Origin of the sequence: Streptomyces sp. R33 (assembly GCF_041200175.1) — a bacterium.
Lineage (GTDB): Bacteria > Actinomycetota > Actinomycetes > Streptomycetales > Streptomycetaceae > Streptomyces > Streptomyces katrae_B.
The window spans coordinates 1,019,929-1,037,340 of record NZ_CP165727.1 but is presented as its reverse complement, the minus strand read 5'-3'; the positions used below and the strand labels follow the sequence as shown (position 1 = coordinate 1,037,340).

Below are 17,412 nucleotides of genomic sequence, written 5' to 3'. Positions count from 1 at the left end.
CACCCATGCCCCTGAAGTCCCCGTACGTCCCGACCACCCCGAAGAGCCGGACCGTACGTACGGCTCCGCCACGACGGCGGGCCCGGCGCGCCGTCGCCGTGGCCGTGCTGGCGGGCACCCTGCTGATCACGGCCGACGCCGTGGCCCGCCAGGTGGGCGAGGAGAGGTTCGCCGACCGGATCGCCGCCCGCCAGGGCCGCAGCCTGGCGTCGCCGGAGGTCACCATCGAGGGCGCCCCCTTCCTGCTCGCCGCCGCCAGGGGCACGTACCCCGAGGTGCGCGTCAAGGCGGACGCCCGCACCGGCGACGGCATCCCGGTTAAGGCCGCGGTGGACCTCCACGAGGTGTCCGAGCACGCCGGCCGCTATGCGGCGGAGTCGTTGGACGCCGCGTTCACGGCCCCGTTCGCCTCGCTCGGCTCCCGCGGCGACCGCAGCGTCCGGCTCTCCGATGCGGGCGACGGCCGGGTGCGGATCGAGGCCGGCGTCGTGGGCATGCCGCTGGTCATCACGGCCGAACTCCGCCTCGACGCCGGGGCCGTCACCCTGAGCGCGGACAGCGCATCCCTGGCCGGCCACCCCATCGACCCGGCCGCCCCCGCCATCGCCAGGGCACTGTCGGAGCGCAGCCGGGAGATCCCGTCTCTCCCGATGGGCCTGGAGCCCACCGCCGTATCGGTGGGCCCCGGCGGGGTGACCGTGCACGCCCGCGCACCACGCACGGACCTCACCTGACGCGACCGGCCGGGCTGCGGCCCCAGGCGGTGAGCATTCCGGGGGACAGCGCGGCGCAGTCCGGGGAGTCGAGATACCGGATCGCCTCGTCGACCGTCGCGTCGTCGACGAGTCCCGTGGCCACGATCGACTCCCGGGCCCGGTCCCATGTCCCGGCCCAGAAGCGGCTGATGGGGCTCTGGGGAACCAGGGGTGGCACCCGTATCTCGGCGGCGACGGACACGAGGCCCGCATCGCGCAGGTGCTGCGGGTAGTCCGGGACCCACGAGATGTCGGTGCCGATGGTGTCCCGCAGCCCTTGCCACATGGCCTGCACGACTCGGGTGTAGGGGGTCGGCGGCGCGGTACGGGTGGTCAGGTCGACGGCGTCGCCGAGGACCAGCACCCCGTCCTCGGCCAGCAGGCCGGCGAGCCGGGTGATCAGGCTCCGCCACGACGGCAGGTGCATCAGGACGAAGCGGGCGTGGACGAGCTGGAAACGCCGGCCGGGGTCGAACTCCGGCCCGCTGATGTCGGCCTCCAGGAGGTCGAGCCCCGGCGGGGGACGGGTGCTGAGGAAACGCACGTCGCGGTCGACCGCGAGTACGTTCCGCACCCCGGCCTCCTCGATCAGCCGCCGGGCGATCGTGCCGGTGCCGGCCCCCACCTCGAGGCAGTTCCAGCCCGGCCCGGCCCCCAGGGCCCGCAGGCGGTCCATCGTCATGTCGTCGTACGCGAGCGCCCCGAGGTCGATGCGATCGTCCTCGCCGGCCTGTTCGGGCCGGAACACGGTCTCGCCGTAGCGGCCGTGCCCGTCACCTGTGCCCATGTCGGTCACCACCTCTGCGCCGCCGTGGACACCGGTCGCCGCCGCGGCGCGCGCCCTGCCATTATCGCCGGGGTGCCCCGGCCGCGCCCGGCGTGAAGTCATCGCGCGTCGGTGGGTCCGCGCCCTCGCGGGTGCAGGTCAGCGCGGCCGCGCGGGCGGCCAGGGAGAGGGCCGCGGCCACGCGCCGGTCGGGGTGTGGGCAGGCCGTGGCCTCGCGGAGCGCCGTACGGGCGCGCGCGGCGTCGGGCGGGCCGGCCGAGGCCAGCAGGCCGGTGTGGAGCAGCCCGCTGACCAGGCCCGCCATGAAGGCGTCGCCCGCGCCCACGGTGTCGGCCACCTCGACGGGAGTTGCCGGTACATCGCAGCGGCCCTCGCGCCAGAAGGCCCGCGCACCCGAACCGCCCAGGGTCAGCACCACCAGCGCCGGCCCGTCGCCGGCCGCCCAGCGCCGGGCCGTCTCCTCGGGGGACCGCCCGGGGTAGAGCCAGCCGAGGTCCTCCTCGGCGGCCTTCACCACGTCGCTCAGCGCGACGAACCGCTCGGCGCGCTCCCGCTCCCGGTCGGCCCCCGCGAGCAGCGCGGGCCTGATGTTCGGGTCGTACGAGACCGTGGCGCGCGCCCGGCCGGCCTCGACGGCGGTGAACACCCGGTCCGCGCCCGGCGCGAGGGCCGTCGCGATCGAACCGGTGTGGAGGTGGGCCGGTGCCGGGCCGGCCGAGGAGCCGAGCGCGGCGGGCGGCAGCTCCCAGGTGATGTCGAACGCGTAGTGCGCGGTGCCCGCGGCGTCCAGGCGGGCGGTGGCCGACGACGTCGGGTCGTCGGTGAAGGACCCGGGGGTGAGCACCACGCCGCTGCCGCGCAGGTGGGCGTGCAGGTCGCGGCCCGGCCGGTCGCGGCCGAGGCGGGTGGCGAGCCGGACGGGGTGGCCCAGCCTGGCCAGACCCAGGGCCACGTTGGCCGGGCTGCCGCCCGGCCGGGCGCGCCGGGTCCCGTCCTCACGGGTCAGGATGTCGGTGATCGCCTCGCCGATGACGAGGGTCGGGGCGGGCGGGGCGAGTTCCGCCCTCACGGGGTCACCAGGATCTTGCGGCCCTGCCCGGCCCGGAACCGCTGGAGGGCGGACGCGTAGTCGGTGAGCGGCAGCCGGTCGCTGATGAACACGTCCGGGTCGAGGACGCCCGCGCCGAAGAGCTCGGCGGCCCGCTCGTAGCTGTGCAGGACCGCCATCGAACCGGTGATGGTGATCTCCCGGTTGTAGATGCGGTACGGCTCGATCGTGGCGCGGGCGGCGTGGTCGGCCACCCCGAACTGGAGGTACGTACCGCCCCGGGCCACCCGGCCGAGGCCGTCCTGGATGGCCCGTTCGCTGCCGGTGGCGTCGATGACGAGGTCCCAGCCGCGGGGCCGGTCCATCTCGTCCGGGGAGTCGGCGGCGTGGGAGCAGCCGAGGGTGCGGGCGGTCGCCAGGCGGGCGGGGTTGATGTCGACGATGTCGACGACGACGGCGCCGGTGCGTTTGGCGAGCTCCAGCATCATCAGGCCCATCGTGCCCGAGCCGTAGATCAGGACGCTGCTGGCGAGTTGCGCGCGCAGGACGTCGTAGCCGCGTACCGCGCAGGACAGCGGTTCGATCAGGGCGGCGTCCTCGGGGCGGACGTGGTCGGGCAGTTTGACGCAGTTGGCCGCGGGCGCGACGGCGAACTCGGCCGCGGCTCCCGGGGCGGTGACACCGATCGCCGCGTAGCGCTCGCACAGGTTGTTGCGCCCGATGCGGCAGTAGTGGCAGGCGTTGCAGTACAGCGACGGGTCGACCGCGACCCGGTCGCCGAGGGCCAGCCCGGTCACCCCGTGGCCGTAGGCGACGACGGTACCGGCGAACTCGTGGCCCGGTACGAGGGGCAGGCTGGGTGCGAACTCGCCCTGGAGGATGTGCAGATCGGTTCCGCACAAGCCGCACGCGGCGACCTGGACGACCACCTCCCCGGCCCCCGGCTTCGGGTCGTCGACGGTCTCGATCGTCACGACGCCGGGGGCGCTGATGACGGCTGCCTTCATTTGACTGCTCCAAGGGAGAGGCCCTGGACGAGCTTGTCCTGGGCGGCGAACCCGGCGACGAGGACCGGCAGCGAGATGCACACGGCGGCGGCGCACACCTTCGCCAGGAAGAGCCCCTGGCTGGTGACGAACCCGGTGAGGAAGACGGGTGCGGTACCGGCCACGACCCCGGTCAGGACGCGGGCGAAGAGAAGCTCGTTCCAGCTGAAGATGAACGAGATGAGCGCGGTGGCGGCGATGCCGGGAGCGGCGACGGGCGCCACGATCCGCACCAGGGTGGTCGGCAGCCCGGCGCCGTCGATGGAGGCCGCCTCCAGGATCTCCTTGGGCACCTCGGCCAGGAAGGAGCGCATCATCCAGACGGCGATCGGCAGGTTCATCGAGGTGTAGAGGATGACCAGGAGCCAGATGTTGTCCAGCATCCCGGTGTTCCGGGCGATGAGGTACAGCGGCAGCAGTCCGGCCACGACGGGGAGCATCTTCGTCGAGAGGAAGAAGAACAGCACATCGGTCCACTTCCGGACCGGCCTGATGGACAGGGCGCACGCGGCGGGCAGGGCCAGCGCCAGGACCAGCAGGGTCGACACGACGCTCGCCGTGGCCGAGTTGATCAGCGGCGGCCACGGGCTCGTCCCCGTACTCGCCCCGAAGAACTCCCGGTAGCCGTCCAGGGTGAGCGCGGCGCCCACGCCGGGCGGGTTGGTCGCGGCGTCCTGCTCGCTGTGCAGAGAGGTGAGGACCATCCACCCGAAGGGGAGGAAGAACAGCAGCCCGCAGAGCCAGGCCAGCAGGCCCCCGATGCTGCGGCGGACGAGGGCGGTCACAGCGCCTCCTCGCGGAACAGGGACGAGACGGTACGCAGGGCGAAGGTGGCGATGACCATGGAGCACAGGACGACGAGGACGCCCTCGGCGGAGGCCTGGCCGTAGTCGTGGGCCTGGTAGAAGGTCTGGTAGACGGTGTAGGGGAGGTTGGCGGTGCCGAGGCCGCCGGAGGTGAGGGTGAAGACGGCGTCGAAGTTCTGGACGACGTAGATGCTGCCGAGCAGGGCGGCCAGCTCCAGGTAGCGGCGCAGGTGCGGGAACGTGAGGTGGCGGAAGACCTGCCAGCTGCCGGCCCCGTCCACGTGCGCGGCTTCGACGATGTCGGGTGGCCGGCTCTGCAGCCCCGCGAGCAGGATCAGCATCATGAACGGCGTCCACTGCCAGATCAGCGACACCTCCACCGCGACCAGCGGGAGGCTGGACATCCAGTCGGGCTGCGGGGCGGCGTCGCTGCCGAACAGGCTCCAGATCCAGGTGAGCGAAGCGTTGATCAGCCCGTACGAGGCGTTGTAGAGCGCGTGTTTCCAGAGCAGGGCGGACGCGGCCGGGACGACGAGGAAGGGCGCGATGAGCAGGGTGCGGACGATGCCGCGGCCGAGGAAGCTCCGGTCGAGGAGCAGCGCCAGCCCGAGGCCGAGGAGGAGGCTGGTGAGCACCACCGCCGAGGTGAGGACGACGGTGGTGACGAGCGAGGACCTCAGCGCGGGATCGGTCAGGGCGTCGCGGTAGTTGGCGAGGCCGCCGAAGCCGCGGTCGTCCGGCGCCAGGGCGTTCCAGCGCATGAACGAGATGACCAGGGTGGCGACGAACGGCAGCTGCGTCACCGCGATCAGGAAGACCAGGGCCGGCAGCAGCGGGGCGCGCCGGGCCCAGGTGCCGCGGGGGTGTGATCGGCCGGGGCGGCCGGCCCGGTGCAGGGCCCCGCGCAGGGCGGTGCGAGGGGGTTCGGCTGTCAGAGGGGCGGTCATGGTGGCCTCCGTCCTGTCGCTCAGTTGCCCGCGTACTTCTTGGCGACGGCCTCGGCCCGGGTCTGGCCGGCCTTGAGGGCTTCGGCGACGCCGGTACGGCCCGCGATGGCGGAGCTGATCTGCTGGGAGACCTCGGTGCCGAGGTCGGTGAATTCGGGGATGCCGACGAACTGGATGCCCGGCGCGGGCCGCGGCTGGACGCCGGGGTCGGCGGGGTCGGCAGTGGTCAGCGCGGACTTGGTGGCGTCGGCGAAGGCGGAGGCGGAGGCCACGTACTGCGGGTTGGCGTACGTGGAGGTGCGCTTGCCGGCCGGGAGCCGGGACCAGCCGAGCTGCTCGCCGACGAGGTTCTCGTACTCCTTGCTCGACGCCCAGGAGACGAACTTCCAGGCGTCGTCCTGGTGTTTGCCGGCCTTCTGCAGGCCCCAGGCCCAGGTGTAGAGCCAGCCGGAGCTCTTCGTCCGCTCGACGGGGGCGGGCGCGTAGCCGACCTTGCCCGCCACGGGGGAGGCCTTGTCCTCCAAGGGGCCGGCGGCGGAGGTCGCGTCGTACCACATGGCGACCTTGCCCTGTTCCATCTCGTTGAGGCACTCGGTGAACCCGGCCTGGGGGGCGCCGGCTTCGCCGTGTGCGCGGACCAGGTCGACGTAGAACGTGACGGCCTCGGCGAACTCGGGGCTGTCGAGCCGCGGCTTCCAGTCCTTGTCGAACCAGGTGCCGCCCATGGTGTTCACGACAGTCGTCAGCGGGGCCATCACCTCACCCCAGCCCGGCAGACCGCGCAGGCAGATCCCCTTCAGGCCGGGACGGGCCCCGTCGGCCTTCGCCGCCAGCTCGGCGACCTGGGTCCAGGTGGGGTTCGCGGGCATGGTCAGGTTCTTCTCGGCGAAGACGTCCTTGCGGTACATGAGGAACGAGGACTCGCCGTAGAACGGTTCCGCGTAGATCTCGCCGGAGGCGGTGAGGGACTGCCGGATCGGGGGCAGGATGTCGCCCTGGTCGAAGGCGGGGTCGGCCTCGGCGCGGGCGGTGAGCGGGGAGAGCCAGCCGTTCTTGGCGTAGATCGGGGTCTCGTAGTTGCTGATGGTGGCGACGTCGTACTGGCCGGCCTGGCTGGCGAAGTCCTGGCTGATCTTGTCCCGTACGTCGTTCTCGGGCAGCGCGGTGAAGTTGACCTTGATGCCGGTCGCCTTGGTGAAGTGGTCGGCAGTGAGCTTCTGGAGGTCCACCATCTGCGGGTTGTTGACCATCAGCACGTTGATGGAACGGGCCCCGGATCCGCCGGCGGTCGCGCCTGCGCCGGAGCACGCGGCGAGTACGGCGAGGCCGAGTCCGACGGCACCCGCGCGGGCGGCGGCTGCTGCCCTTCTGGTCATCATGGTGGATCCCCTTCGCGGTAGTGGTTTTCGGACACGCCGAAGACACGCGCGGCGTGCGGGAGGCACTCGTCGGCGCCGGGCCGGAATCGGGTCGGAGTCGGATCAGACGCGGATGACCTGCGGGCCGAGGAGCGTGTACCGGTGGGCCTCGGCGGCGGACAGCCCGGTGTCGGTGATGATCGTCTCGAAGTCGGACACCTTGGCGAAGCGGCAGAAGCTGCTCGCCCCGAACTTGCCGTGATGTCCCATGAAGATCCGCCTGCGGGAGACCTCCAGAGCCTTCGCCTTGACGTCGGCCACGACCGGATCGGGGGTGGTGAGGCCGGAGTCCCGGGAGATTCCGTTCGAGCCCAGGTACGCCAGGTCGATGACGAAGCCCGACAGCATCGCACAGGCCCAGGAGCCCACGGTGGCCAGCGTCCGGGCGCGGACCCGGCCGCCCAGGAGCAGGATGGTGTGGGGCGAGTCGGCCACCGCCGCGGCCGTCGACAGCGAAGCGGTGACCAGGGTGAGCGGTCGGTCGGTGGGCAGCAGTGTCGCGAGCAGCTGGGGGGTGTACCCCTCGTCGATGAAGACGGTCTCCGCTCCGCCGAGCAGTTTGGCGCCCTGCGCGGCGATCCGGCGCTTGTTCTCGACGTGGAGCGTGACCCGCTGCGCCAGGTTCGTCTCGAAGCCGGCGCTCTCGACGGGATACGCGCCGCCGTGCGTGCGGCGGACCAGGCCCCGGCGCTCCAGTTCGCTCAGGTCCCGGCGGATCGTCTCCGGCGCCACCCCGAAGTCGGCCGCGACACCCGCGACCTCGAGTCGCCCCTGCTGCCGTGCCAGGGTGAGCAGCCGCTGGTGACGTTCCTCTGACCGCATCGGACGTACCTGCCCTTCCCTCGCCCGTTCGGGCACCGGCGGCCCGAACGGGCCTGCCAAAGATTTATACCGCCGGGCGCGGGCTGGGTACCGGCCTGTTCCGGGCAGGAGATGGCCTGGATGTGCCCGTTCCGCAAACCGGTCAACGGCACGTCAGAGCCGTTCAGCCGGTCATTCCGGGCGCCGGGGGTGCCCGTTCGGCGGCCTGTGCGTGCCGGGTCGGGAGCGGGCCGCCCCGCGTTGTGGTCGAAACCCACCGGGCGCCAATCGGGTCGGCGAAACCCGCCGTTCGGGCACGCGGTACGGCCGCCAGGTCGTGCGGATCACCTCTGAACTGGGGATTCGCCCCCGTCCGGGCGGTCGGACTCGGGCGCGATCCGCTCGACAACGGGCCCGGTCCGGCCGCCCGTTCGGGGCTACAACATCATCAGAGATCAGAAACGGCAGCTGCCGACTGCCGGTGCCGGACCGGAGGGAACCGTCTTGAACGACTTGCCGATACCGACCCCGCAGGCATCGGAGAACCGTTCCGGGGAGCCTGCCGACGAATTTCTGAGAGCGCTCTACGACACGTACGGACACGTGCTGATGCGCTTCGCGGACCGGCTGCTCGGCGGCGACTGGCACCGGGCCGAGGACGTGTTCCAGGAAGCGGCCATCCGTGCCTGGCAGCACGCCGCCGAACTCGACCCCGACACCGGGGCGCTGCGCCCCTGGCTGTTCACCGTGGTCCGCAACCTGGTGATCGACGGCTACCGGGCCCGCCGGACGCGCCCGCCGGAGGCCGACGACGAGGGCCTCGGCAGGCTGCCCGTAACGGACGGAGTGGACCGGGCCCTCACCACGCACGTCGTGTTCGACGCCATGCGCGACCTCGCGCCGTTCCAGCGGGAGGTGCTGCTGCACATGTACTACGTGGGACGCAGCGTGAGCCAGACCGCGAAGGTGCTGGGCGTGCCGCCCGGCACGGTCAAATCGCGTACGCACTACGCGATGCGCGCCCTCCGGGAAGGACTGAGCAGCCGGGGGCTGCGAGGGCCCGTCAGCGCTGATCGATTCGGCTGATGTCCCCACCGTCATCGGATCGTTGAAATACCCTCTTGCCGTGGACCAGCTCACCGCCGAAGACCCGCCGCGCATGGGCCCGTACCGATTGATCGCCCGGCTGGGCGCGGGCGGCATGGGCCTGGTCTATCTGGGCCGCTCCGAGGGCGGCCGTACCGTAGCCGTGAAAGTCGTGCAGGCCGAGTACGCCGGGCACCCCGAGTTCCGCAAGCGCTTCGCCCGCGAAGTGGCCGCCGCGCGCAGGGTGGGCGGGAGTTGTACGGCGGCCGTGCTCGATGCCGATCCCGAGGCCGCCACCCCCTGGGTGGCCACGCAGTACATCCCGGGGCCCGACCTGCACGCCGTGGTCGCCAAGCACTTCGGGCCGCTGCCCGAGTACTCGGTGCACACCCTCGCCAATCGCCTCGCCCTCGCCCTCCAGGCCGTGCACGGGGCGGGCCTGATCCATCGCGACCTCAAGCCGTCCAACGTCCTCGTCACCGTCGACGGCCCCCGCGTCATCGACTTCGGCATCGCACGGGCGATGGACAGCCTCGCCGAGGACCACAGCCTGCACACCCGTACCGGCATGCTGATCGGTTCCCCCGGCTTCATGTCGCCGGAACAGGTCCGCGGCCTCGAACTCACCCCGGCCAGCGACGTCTTCTGCCTGGGTGCGGTTCTCGTCTACGCCGCCACCGGGCGGTTCCTCTTCGGCGCCACCGACACCGGGCTCAACGCCCACCTCTTCCGGGTCGCCGAGGAGGAGGCCGACCTGACCGGCGTACCGGAGACACTGGTCGACCTCGTACGCGCATGCCTGCACAAGGACCCGGCCCGCCGGCCCACCCCCCAGGAGGTGGCCGAGCGCACGGCGACGGACCAGGCCGCGGAGTGGCTTCCGGGTGCGGTCCTGGCCCAACTCGGTCGCCACGCTGCCGAGTTGCTGGACTTCGCTCCGCCTGTGCCCGTTCCGGCACCCGCCGGGACGGCCGCGGCGGTCCCCGGACCGCTGCCTCCCCCGCCGCCCGAGTACGCCCCTACGGCCCCCGGACACTTCGACCCGGCGCAGGGATTCGGACCGCCCCCGGGCCCGCCCCCGAGCGCCTGGACCGTACCTCCGCCCCCGGCCGCCCTCCCGGACCCGCAGGCACCGCACCCCAGGCGCCGGCGGGGCCTGGTGGTGATCGCCCTGGCGCAGCTGATGGTGCTGCTCCAGGCGGCGAGCTTCGGCACGGCGCTGCCGGGCATCCAAGCCGAGCTGCACATCTCCGGCGAGGGCTTCGGGCCGATCGTCAACGCGTATTTCACCGCCTTCGCCGCGGTGCTGCTGATCGGCGGGCATCTCGCGGACCTGGTGGGACGCAAACAGACCATGATCGTCGGCCTGCTCGGGTGCGCCGCTGCCTCCGCGCTCGGCGGATCGGCCGGCGAGCACGGCACGCTGGTCTGGGCCCGCGCCCTGCAGGGCGTCTTCGGGGCGCTGGTGACGGCGTCCGCGCTCTCCCTGGTCGCCACCGGCTCCACCGACCCGAAGGAGCGCGGCAGGGCCTTCGGGATCTACACCGCGGTCGCCGGCGGCGGTTGGCCTCTCGGGGTGGCCGTGGGCGGCTGGCTCCTCGAGTTCCTGTCCTGGCGCTGGGCCCTGTACGCAGCCATCCCCGTCGCCGTGATCGCCCTGATCGGCGCACTCAACCTGCAGCCGGACCGCCCGGGCCGCACCGGCGGCCACTTCGACGCGCTCGGCGTGCTGCTCGGCTCCGGCGGGGTCGCCGCGCTCGTCCACGGTCTCGGCGAGGCCCAGACGGAGGGCTGGACCACCCCCCTGGTCCTGGTCCTGGTCGTGGGTGGCGTCCTCCTGCTCGTGGCCTTCGTCTGGTGGCAGACCGCGACATCGAGCCCGGTCCTGCCGCCGTACGTCTTCAAGGACCCGGACCGTGCCGGCAGCATCCTCAGCATGACCCTGGCCGGGGTCGGCACCCTCGCCCTGTACCCGGCCTTGGCGTACTACCTTCAGGACATCTGCGGCTACGCGCCCGGCATGGCCGGGCTGGCAGGGCTGCCCATGGTCGCCGCCCTCGTCATCGGCTCCACCCAGGTCTCCGCCCGGCTGCTGCCCCGCACTGCGCCGCGCGTCCTGATCGTGGCGGGCCTGGCGCTCACGGCCGTCGGGCTGCTCCTGCTCACCGGCCTCGGTGTCGAAGGCTCCTACGCGACCGGGATCCTGCCCGGCACGCTCCTCGCCGGCTTCGGCACCGGTCTGGCCTTCGTGCCGATCTACGCGATCGCGACCGGCCGGGTCGCGGCCGAAGACTCGGGGGGAGCCGCGGGAGCGATCACAACGGCCCAGGAGGTGGGCGCGGCGATCGGCGGGGCACTGCTCAGCGTCCTGCTCTCCGGCCAAGGCGACACACTGCTGGGCGCATATTCCGCATCCCTCTGGTGGGCGGCCGGAATCGTGCTGCTCGCGGGCCTGTTCGCCGCCGTGATGATCAGGGTCCGGGCGCCGAGCGACCCCCGGGACGAAGGCCGTCCGCCGCTGTGATCCTCCAGCGGCGGACGGGCGTTCGCCCGGTCGTCAGACTCCCAGGGCTCGGCGCAGGCCGAGCCGGTCGGTGCCCAGCTTGGTGAAGACCGCCGACAGCAGCTCCGAGACCGCCTGAGTGTCGGTGTTCATCCTCGCCGCGATCGCCGTGTTGTCGAGCCCGAGGGCGGCATGCCCGGCCGCCGTGTTCTCGGCGACCGTCAAGGTGTCCTGCTCGAACGTGTGCAGACGGCGGGGGCGCAGCCCGGCCGACGCGAGCTGGGAACGGGCACGGCGTGCCAGGGCATCGGCGCCGCATGCAGCAGCCGTTTCCATGCCCCGGTAGAGCTGCTGCGCCGCCCGGTGCGGGTCGCCGAGCGTGTGCAGCGCCGTGCCGTGGTCGACGAGCGCATGGGCGAGTTCGCAGGCGGCCGGGGACTGTTCGAGGTGGTCCACCGCCTCCTGCAGCAAAACGGCCGCCTGAGCCGGATCCGTGGTCGCCGCCGACACCCGCAGGGCGTGGCCGATCACGCTCGACGTGCCGAACGCCCGCGCCCGGGACACCGCTTCGGCCGCCGTGGCCCGCGCGAGCTCGGGCTCGCGGGCCACCTGAGCCAGCGCCAGATCGAGTTGCCACGGGCTCCAGGACGGATTGCGGGTGCCGCGCAGATCCAGGCGCTTGCCCGCCGCGGCCAGGTGCTGCACCGCCTCGTCCACCCTGCCCTGGGCCAGGAGGAGCTTGCCGAACACGGCCTGGGGGTCGGGGTAGACGACCGCCTGGGGAAGCCGTCCCCCAGCTTGTACGTGTCGGCGACCCGCTGCGCCTCCTCGGTGTTCCCACGGGCGAGCAGCGTCTCGATGAGGGTTCCGATCGCGTACCACTGCGCCGGGGTCCCGTGTCCGATGCGGTCCGCGATCTGCAGGCCGTTGCGTACGAAGTCCTCGGCCTCGGCGAGGCGCCCGCGCCGGAAGCGGACGTACCCGAGCAGGGTGTACACGAACGACAGGTGCGCGCCGCGCCAGCCCTTCGCCTCGAACTCGACGATGCCGGTGTTGAACAGGTCCTCGGCGCGGCCCGGCTGGTCGCAGTACATGAGGGTGACGGCGACGGAGGCCGGCACCTCGAACCCGAAGTCCTGGTCGGTCCAGCTCATGCCGCCGTCCAGTGCCTGTTCCGCGTACTCCAGGGCCGTGGCGGCGGGTTCGCCGCGCATGGCGGCGTCCCAGGCCCGCAGGCCCAGGATGTGCCGCTCGGCGAGGCCGCGGCCGGTGAGCCGCTTGGCGAACTGGGCGAGGAGCCGGGAGCGGGCGGGCGAGTTCTCCTCGTCGACCCGGACCGAGTTCCACTTGAACTGCTCGGCCTGCATGCGCAGCCGGGTGCGGGAGCTCGTGGCGCGCTTGGCCTCCTCCGAGAGGAGGTCGGAGGCGTCCGCCAGCTGGCCGGTGTGGGCGAGGGCCTGGGCGAGCCGGTACGTGATCGCCTCGCGCAGGCTCTGTTCGGCCTTGGGCTCTTCCAGCGCGGCCCTGAGCTGGTTGATGGTCGTCGCCGGATCGTGCAGGAGGTTGGCGGAGCCGAGTTCGAACAGCACCTCGGCCCGGTCCTCGACGTCCGGCGGCTCGCGCAGCGCCCGGGCCAGATAGCGCCGTGCGGCATCGGGCGCGCCCGCGGAGAAGCTGTCGCGTGCGGCTTGGCGCAGCTGCTGTACCACCCAGGGATCGCCGTCGGGGTGCATCTCGAGCAGGTGGCGGGCCGCGGCGGCGGCGCCCTGCCCGTCGTCGACGAGGGCCTGCGCGGCCATGCCGTGCATGGCGACGCGGACACTGGGCGGGATCGACCGGTAGACGGCGGTGGCGATCAGAGGATGGAAGAACTCCACGACCTCCTTGCGCCGCAGGCTGGTGAGGACGGTCAGGATGCGGGCGCTGCGCAGTTGGTCGATGGCCTCGCCGACCTGGGCCTCACCGAGGGCCGCCACGCTGCCGACGATGCTGGTCGGGACCGCGGTGCCGAGCACCGCGGCGGCCCAGGCGAGCCGGACGGTGGACGGTCCGAGCTGCTCGAGGCGGGCGATCAGGCCGCTGCCCTTGACGGCGGAGGCCAGATCGCGCAGCTCGGGGATGCTGTCCTGGTGCGGCTTCAGCTCGCGGTCGCGGCCCTTCATGGCCAGCTCGACGACCTCGAAGGGGTTTCCGCCGGTGATCGCCCAGCACTCCCGGCAGAACACGTCGTCGGCGCTCTGGCCGAGGGCGTCGCGCACTATGCGGGCGACCGCGCTCGTGGTGAGGGGAGCCAGCTCGTGCGGACGCGTTCCCTGGCGCCCCATCAGGGCGCGCAGGGCGCCGGCGCCGGCGGGGATCTCGTCCGGCCTGCAGGCCACCATGATCAGCATGGCCAGTTCCTCGGCCCGCGCCGTGAAAGCGGTCAGCCACGCCAGGGACTCGGCGTCCGCCCAGTGCGCATCGTCGAGGACCAGGACCACGGGGGCGCTGCGCACCGTCAGATGGGTGACGACCCAGTCCAAGCCGTCGCGCACGCCTTGCGGGTCGGGCGCGGTGGGGACTTCCGGGGCGGCGGTCAGGCCGAGCGCCGGGGCGACGATGTTGTACCAGGTGCCGAGGACCTCGTGCCGTTCGGCCTCGGTCATGGCGGCGAACGCCGGCTGGATGAGCTGCCGCATCACGTGGAACGGCACCTGCTTCTCCTGCTCGCCGCCGCGGGCGAACAGTACGGTGCAGTTGCGCTCGGCGGCGTGCCGGCGGGCCTCGGCGAGCAGCGTGGTCTTGCCGATGCCGGCCGACCCCGCGAAGGTCAGCACACCCCCGCGGCGGGCGGCGGGACCGGTGTCCGTGATGCCGCAGAGATCGTCCACCGCGCGGTGGATCGCGAGAATCTCGGACTCCCGTTCGAGCAGGGGCTGGGACGCCCACCCTCGCGGTTCCGTGACATGTGACATTCCTGCCCCCTCCTGCGCGTGCGGCCGAGTGTACGACCCAGGGGACGAGGAATTGCTGCTTAAGCACATTATTGCGGGATCACGTCACTCGTACGGGAGCGACGCTGTATCCTCCGCTGACGTCACGAGCGGTGTGACGTCAGCGGATCGGTGGACTCGCCGTGAAATGAACAGGATCGAGCGTTCCCCGTCAATGGCGTGAAACAGGGATCATGGGGAGTTCGCTGGGCTGGGGTATTCCTGCCGGGAGTTCACGCACCGTCACACCCGGGGCGGGGACCAGCTTCCACCGGGAGGCCACGGTCGCCACGGCGGTCAGGATCTCCGCCACGGCGAACGCATCGCCGATGCACTTGTGCTGGCCCGCCCCGAACGGGATGAACCGGTGGGGCCGCGGCTTTTCCTCGCCGTCTTCCTGCCAGCGGTCCGGATCGAAGGCCGTGGGATCGCGGAACAGCGCCGGGTCCCGGTGCAACGCGTACGGGCTGTAGGCCAGTTCCGCACCGGCCGGGATGGAGACACCGCCCAGCGTGAGGGGCTCCAGCGACCGCCGGGTGAAGAGCAGCGGGGAGTGCAGGCGCAGCGCCTCCTGGAACACGTTGTTCGTATACGTCAGCCGGGGCAGGTCGTCGGGGCGGACGGGGCGCGGACCCACCACCGCGTCGACCTCGGCGTGGAGGCGCTTCTCCACCTGCGGGTGCCGGCCGAGTTCATGGAAGATCCAGGCCAGGGTGGTGGCCGGGGTCTCAGTCCCCGCGAACATGATCGCGATGACTTCGTCCCGTACCTGCTCGGCGCTCATCGTCGCGCCCGTCTCGGCGTCCACGCTCGACAGCAGCAGGGAGAGGAGGTCGTGCCGGTCCTCCTGCTCGGCGCCGTACTGCGCGATCATCCGGTCGATGACGCGGCGCAGGCGGGCGGCCGCCGTGTCGAACCGCCGGTTGGGCGGGATGGGCAGCCGGTCCAGGGACTTGGGCATGACCACACGCAGCAGCATGCCCTCCAGGACGATGGGCAGCGAGCGGTGCACCTCCGCGATCGCGGCCCCGCTCAGGCCTCCCGAGAAGGTCATCTCGGCGACCGAGGACAGGGCGTACCGGCGCGTCTCCGTGAGCATCGAGACCTCGCGGCCCGGCGTCCACGAGGCGCACATCGCCTCCGCCGCCCGGCCCATCACCTCGGCGTAGCCGGCGATGTGGTTGCGGTGGAAGGCCGGTTGCACCATGCGTCGCTGTTTGCGGTGGAAGTCTCCGTCGGTCGTCACGATGCCGTTGCCGAACATCGGACGGAGCCGCTCGAAGATCCTGCCGCGGCCGAACTGCTGGGCCTGCTGGACCAGTACGGCGTGGACGTGGTCCGGGCTCGTGAGCACGTGGACGGGCCAGGTGCCGATGTCGAGGCGGACGATGTCACCGTGCTCGCGCAGCGATTCGAGGAACGCGATCGGCTGCCGCCACAGGGGGATCGCGTGGCCCAGGAGCGGTAACCGTCCCGGGGCCGCGGGGGCGTGGACCACCGGGCCGGGATGTTCCGCGTGGGTCATGGACCGACTCCCTGTCATGCCACCGAGACCAGGTCCGGGCGGATGTAGGCAGACTCCAGCCCGGCTGCGAACCGCTCGTCGCTGTACCGTGTGCACTCGTAACGCTGCCACAGATCCGTGCCGATCATCCAGTCCTCGTAGCTCCGCACGCACCGGGTCACCGCAGCACGTACGGCCGGGTCCATCTCCCCCTGGGTGTCCATGACTTGAAACAGACGCCGTTCCGCGGCCACGTAGTCCTCTATGCGGACCTGGATGCGGTCCCAGGCCGCCTGGACGGCGTCCGGGAGGGAGCATCCCTCCCACGAGGAGATGAGCGACACGAGGTTGTTGTTGTCCCCGCAGGCGTGCTCCTTCGGCAGGGAGAAGACGTCGTTGCCCCACGAGATGATGTCGACGGCGCTCTCGACGACCGCCTGGAAGGCAGGGAGGTCGTGGATGCGCTGCGGCACCTCGATTCCCAGCCCGGCCTCGACCATGTCCATCATCGGCAGCAACTGGGAACTGTGCCGGCGCATCAGGACGTAGTCCTGGATCGAAGGACGCCCCCCGGCCCCCCGATTGCCCGCCTCCTGGTCCAACGAGCGCAGCATCAGCGGGACATGGGTCCGGTATCGGGCCGCGGTTCCCGGGGACATCCCGGCGAGGATCCGGTCGCACAGGTCGACGAATCCGTTCACCAAGGGATTGCGACGCGATGACGCCCTGTTGGTCCTGCCCGTGTCCAGATACTCGGTGATGGCATCGGTGACGGGCCGCCAGGCTGCAAGTTCACCCGTCCTGATGAGATGGTCGTGCTGATCGTCGAGGACGAACGACCAGGCCATCCACTCGGCGAGCAGGACGATGGTGTCGTACGGCACCTCGCCGCTCACCCGCCCCGCAAGGTGCCCGCAGCCGATGCCGGCGAACTGCTCCGCGGCATCGGTGACGAGCTCGTGGCGCAACGCCCACGACGTGGCCTCGGCGTTGGCCCGCGCGGCCAGTGGATGCTTGGAGTTCCCGAACGGGAGATGGAAATCGGGAACAGGGAATGGGTCGAGCCGGGCCATTGATCCCCCCACGGAAGAGTCGGATTCGCCAATACCCGCTCAATGTACGATCGTGATGGCACGTGCGATTTCAGAGCAGCCTGCTGTTGCGGTGCCGTCACGGCTCCACAACCGCGACTGTTCGGAATGAACCGGTCGCCAAATGACCAGATCCCGCCCACACACGACTACATCAGGCCACCCGTGAACTAATTAACTCGCAGGGCGCAGCGCACTGTCAATGTAGGAAGTGGGGAGATGCTGAATTGTCCGTGAAATTACCGAAGGAATATTCACGGCAGATGTGCGGGGGGCATAGTCGCCGCCGAGCGCCGGTTCGCGCGAGGGGCGTGGGGGACTCCCCGGACGGGACCCGGTCGACGCACGACCCGACCCGGAGCTGCTCATGGACCTCTTCCGGCCACTGATGACGAGCACGGGCGCGCAGGCGCGGGGAGCGCAGGTGCGCAGCGTGGGGCGGCTGCTGCGCACGGGGCGCGCGACCTCCTTCGTGACCGGACCTTGCCACATCCGGCGGACGTGAACTCCGCCGGGATCAACGGCCTTTGCTGCGGCCGAGACGGCCCGGCGGTGCCAAGTCGACGCACCGTGCAGCGGGTTGCAGGATGGCCGAAGACCGCCGTGCACGTACTGCACGCTCCCTACACTGCGGAGGGACGCGGCCGT

12 protein-coding genes and 1 pseudogene are annotated in these 17,412 nt (G+C 71.8%); 3 read left to right on the top strand and 10 right to left on the bottom strand.

The features are described 5' to 3' along the window. Window positions 1-5: 5 nt before the first annotated feature. Window positions 6-734: a DUF2993 domain-containing protein gene (locus tag AB5J51_RS05225; RefSeq protein ID WP_369776984.1), complete on the top strand. Its 729-nt coding sequence runs from the start codon at window positions 6-8 to the stop codon at window positions 732-734. Here the strand turns inward: AB5J51_RS05225 and AB5J51_RS05220 are convergent. The 7 genes from AB5J51_RS05220 to AB5J51_RS05190 form a co-directional block, all read right to left on the bottom strand. Continuing rightward, window positions 727-1,542 (bottom strand): trans-aconitate 2-methyltransferase, encoded by an 816-nt coding sequence (locus AB5J51_RS05220; RefSeq protein ID WP_053789161.1) that lies wholly within the window; start codon window positions 1,540-1,542, stop codon window positions 727-729. The genes AB5J51_RS05225 and AB5J51_RS05220 overlap by 8 nt on opposite strands. A gap of 61 nt (window positions 1,543-1,603) precedes the next feature. Further along, window positions 1,604-2,611, bottom strand: a complete 1,008-nt coding sequence (locus AB5J51_RS05215; RefSeq protein WP_369776983.1) for a carbohydrate kinase — start codon at window positions 2,609-2,611, stop codon at window positions 1,604-1,606. Further along, window positions 2,608-3,597 carry a zinc-dependent alcohol dehydrogenase family protein gene (locus tag AB5J51_RS05210; RefSeq protein WP_369776982.1) on the bottom strand — a complete coding sequence of 330 codons (990 nt, stop codon included), beginning with the start codon at window positions 3,595-3,597 and terminating at the stop codon, window positions 2,608-2,610. Before AB5J51_RS05210 ends, AB5J51_RS05215 begins: the two co-directional genes overlap by 4 nt. Next, entirely contained in the window at window positions 3,594-4,421 is an 828-nt protein-coding gene (locus AB5J51_RS05205) for a carbohydrate ABC transporter permease (protein ID WP_369776981.1), read from the bottom strand. The genes AB5J51_RS05210 and AB5J51_RS05205 overlap by 4 nt, the downstream gene beginning before the upstream one ends. Further along, window positions 4,418-5,389 (bottom strand): carbohydrate ABC transporter permease, encoded by a 972-nt coding sequence (locus tag AB5J51_RS05200; RefSeq protein WP_369776980.1) that lies wholly within the window; start codon window positions 5,387-5,389, stop codon window positions 4,418-4,420. Before AB5J51_RS05200 ends, AB5J51_RS05205 begins: the two co-directional genes overlap by 4 nt. Before the next feature lie 20 nt (window positions 5,390-5,409). Beyond that, complete coding sequence (locus AB5J51_RS05195; protein WP_369780219.1) at window positions 5,410-6,765, bottom strand: sugar ABC transporter substrate-binding protein; 1,356 nt, start codon at window positions 6,763-6,765, stop codon at window positions 5,410-5,412. A gap of 105 nt (window positions 6,766-6,870) precedes the next feature. Further along, window positions 6,871-7,629: a DeoR/GlpR family DNA-binding transcription regulator gene (locus AB5J51_RS05190; protein WP_136223917.1), complete on the bottom strand. Its 759-nt coding sequence runs from the start codon at window positions 7,627-7,629 to the stop codon at window positions 6,871-6,873. A gap of 483 nt (window positions 7,630-8,112) precedes the next feature. Between AB5J51_RS05190 and AB5J51_RS05185 the strand changes: the two genes are divergently transcribed. Together AB5J51_RS05185 and AB5J51_RS05180 are read left to right on the top strand one after the other, a co-directional pair. Beyond that, window positions 8,113-8,694, top strand: a complete 582-nt coding sequence (locus tag AB5J51_RS05185) for a sigma-70 family RNA polymerase sigma factor (RefSeq protein ID WP_133895858.1) — start codon at window positions 8,113-8,115, stop codon at window positions 8,692-8,694. Between the two features lie 40 nt (window positions 8,695-8,734). Further along, window positions 8,735-11,218 carry an MDR family MFS transporter gene (locus tag AB5J51_RS05180; RefSeq protein ID WP_369776979.1) on the top strand — a complete coding sequence of 828 codons (2,484 nt, stop codon included), beginning with the start codon at window positions 8,735-8,737 and terminating at the stop codon, window positions 11,216-11,218. Window positions 11,219-11,251: 33 nt separating this feature from the next. On the opposite strand, the pseudogene AB5J51_RS05175 reads toward AB5J51_RS05180, so the two are convergent. The 3 genes and pseudogenes from AB5J51_RS05175 to AB5J51_RS05165 all read right to left on the bottom strand — a co-directional run bounded on the left by AB5J51_RS05175 (window position 11,252) and on the right by AB5J51_RS05165 (window position 16,746). Next, window positions 11,252-14,151, bottom strand: a pseudogene (locus AB5J51_RS05175) (AAA family ATPase). A 190-nt stretch (window positions 14,152-14,341) separates the two neighbouring features. Next, a complete protein-coding gene (locus AB5J51_RS05170; RefSeq protein WP_369776978.1) occupies window positions 14,342-15,694 on the bottom strand; it encodes a cytochrome P450 in 1,353 nt (450 codons plus the stop codon). Between the two features lie 14 nt (window positions 15,695-15,708). Further along, window positions 15,709-16,746: a terpene synthase family protein gene (locus AB5J51_RS05165; RefSeq protein ID WP_136223920.1), complete on the bottom strand. Its 1,038-nt coding sequence runs from the start codon at window positions 16,744-16,746 to the stop codon at window positions 15,709-15,711. Window positions 16,747-17,412: the final 666 nt, after the last annotated feature.

Bases quoted from the DNA above. Each gene is read 5' to 3' on its own strand.
- AB5J51_RS05210 (WP_369776982.1), bottom strand. From the start codon at position 3,597: ATGAAGGCAGCCGTCATCAGCGCCCCCGGCGTCGTGACGATCGAGACC.
- AB5J51_RS05200 (WP_369776980.1), bottom strand. From the start codon at position 5,389: ATGACCGCCCCTCTGACAGCCGAACCCCCTCGCACCGCCCTGCGCGGG.
- AB5J51_RS05165 (WP_136223920.1), bottom strand. From the start codon at position 16,746: ATGGCCCGGCTCGACCCATTCCCTGTTCCCGATTTCCATCTCCCGTTC.
- AB5J51_RS05225 (WP_369776984.1), top strand. From the start codon at position 6: ATGCCCCTGAAGTCCCCGTACGTCCCGACCACCCCGAAGAGCCGGACC.
- AB5J51_RS05190 (WP_136223917.1), bottom strand. From the start codon at position 7,629: ATGCGGTCAGAGGAACGTCACCAGCGGCTGCTCACCCTGGCACGGCAG.
- AB5J51_RS05195 (WP_369780219.1), bottom strand. From the start codon at position 6,765: ATGACCAGAAGGGCAGCAGCCGCCGCCCGCGCGGGTGCCGTCGGACTC.
- AB5J51_RS05220 (WP_053789161.1), bottom strand. From the start codon at position 1,542: ATGGGCACAGGTGACGGGCACGGCCGCTACGGCGAGACCGTGTTCCGG.
- AB5J51_RS05170 (WP_369776978.1), bottom strand. From the start codon at position 15,694: ATGACCCACGCGGAACATCCCGGCCCGGTGGTCCACGCCCCCGCGGCC.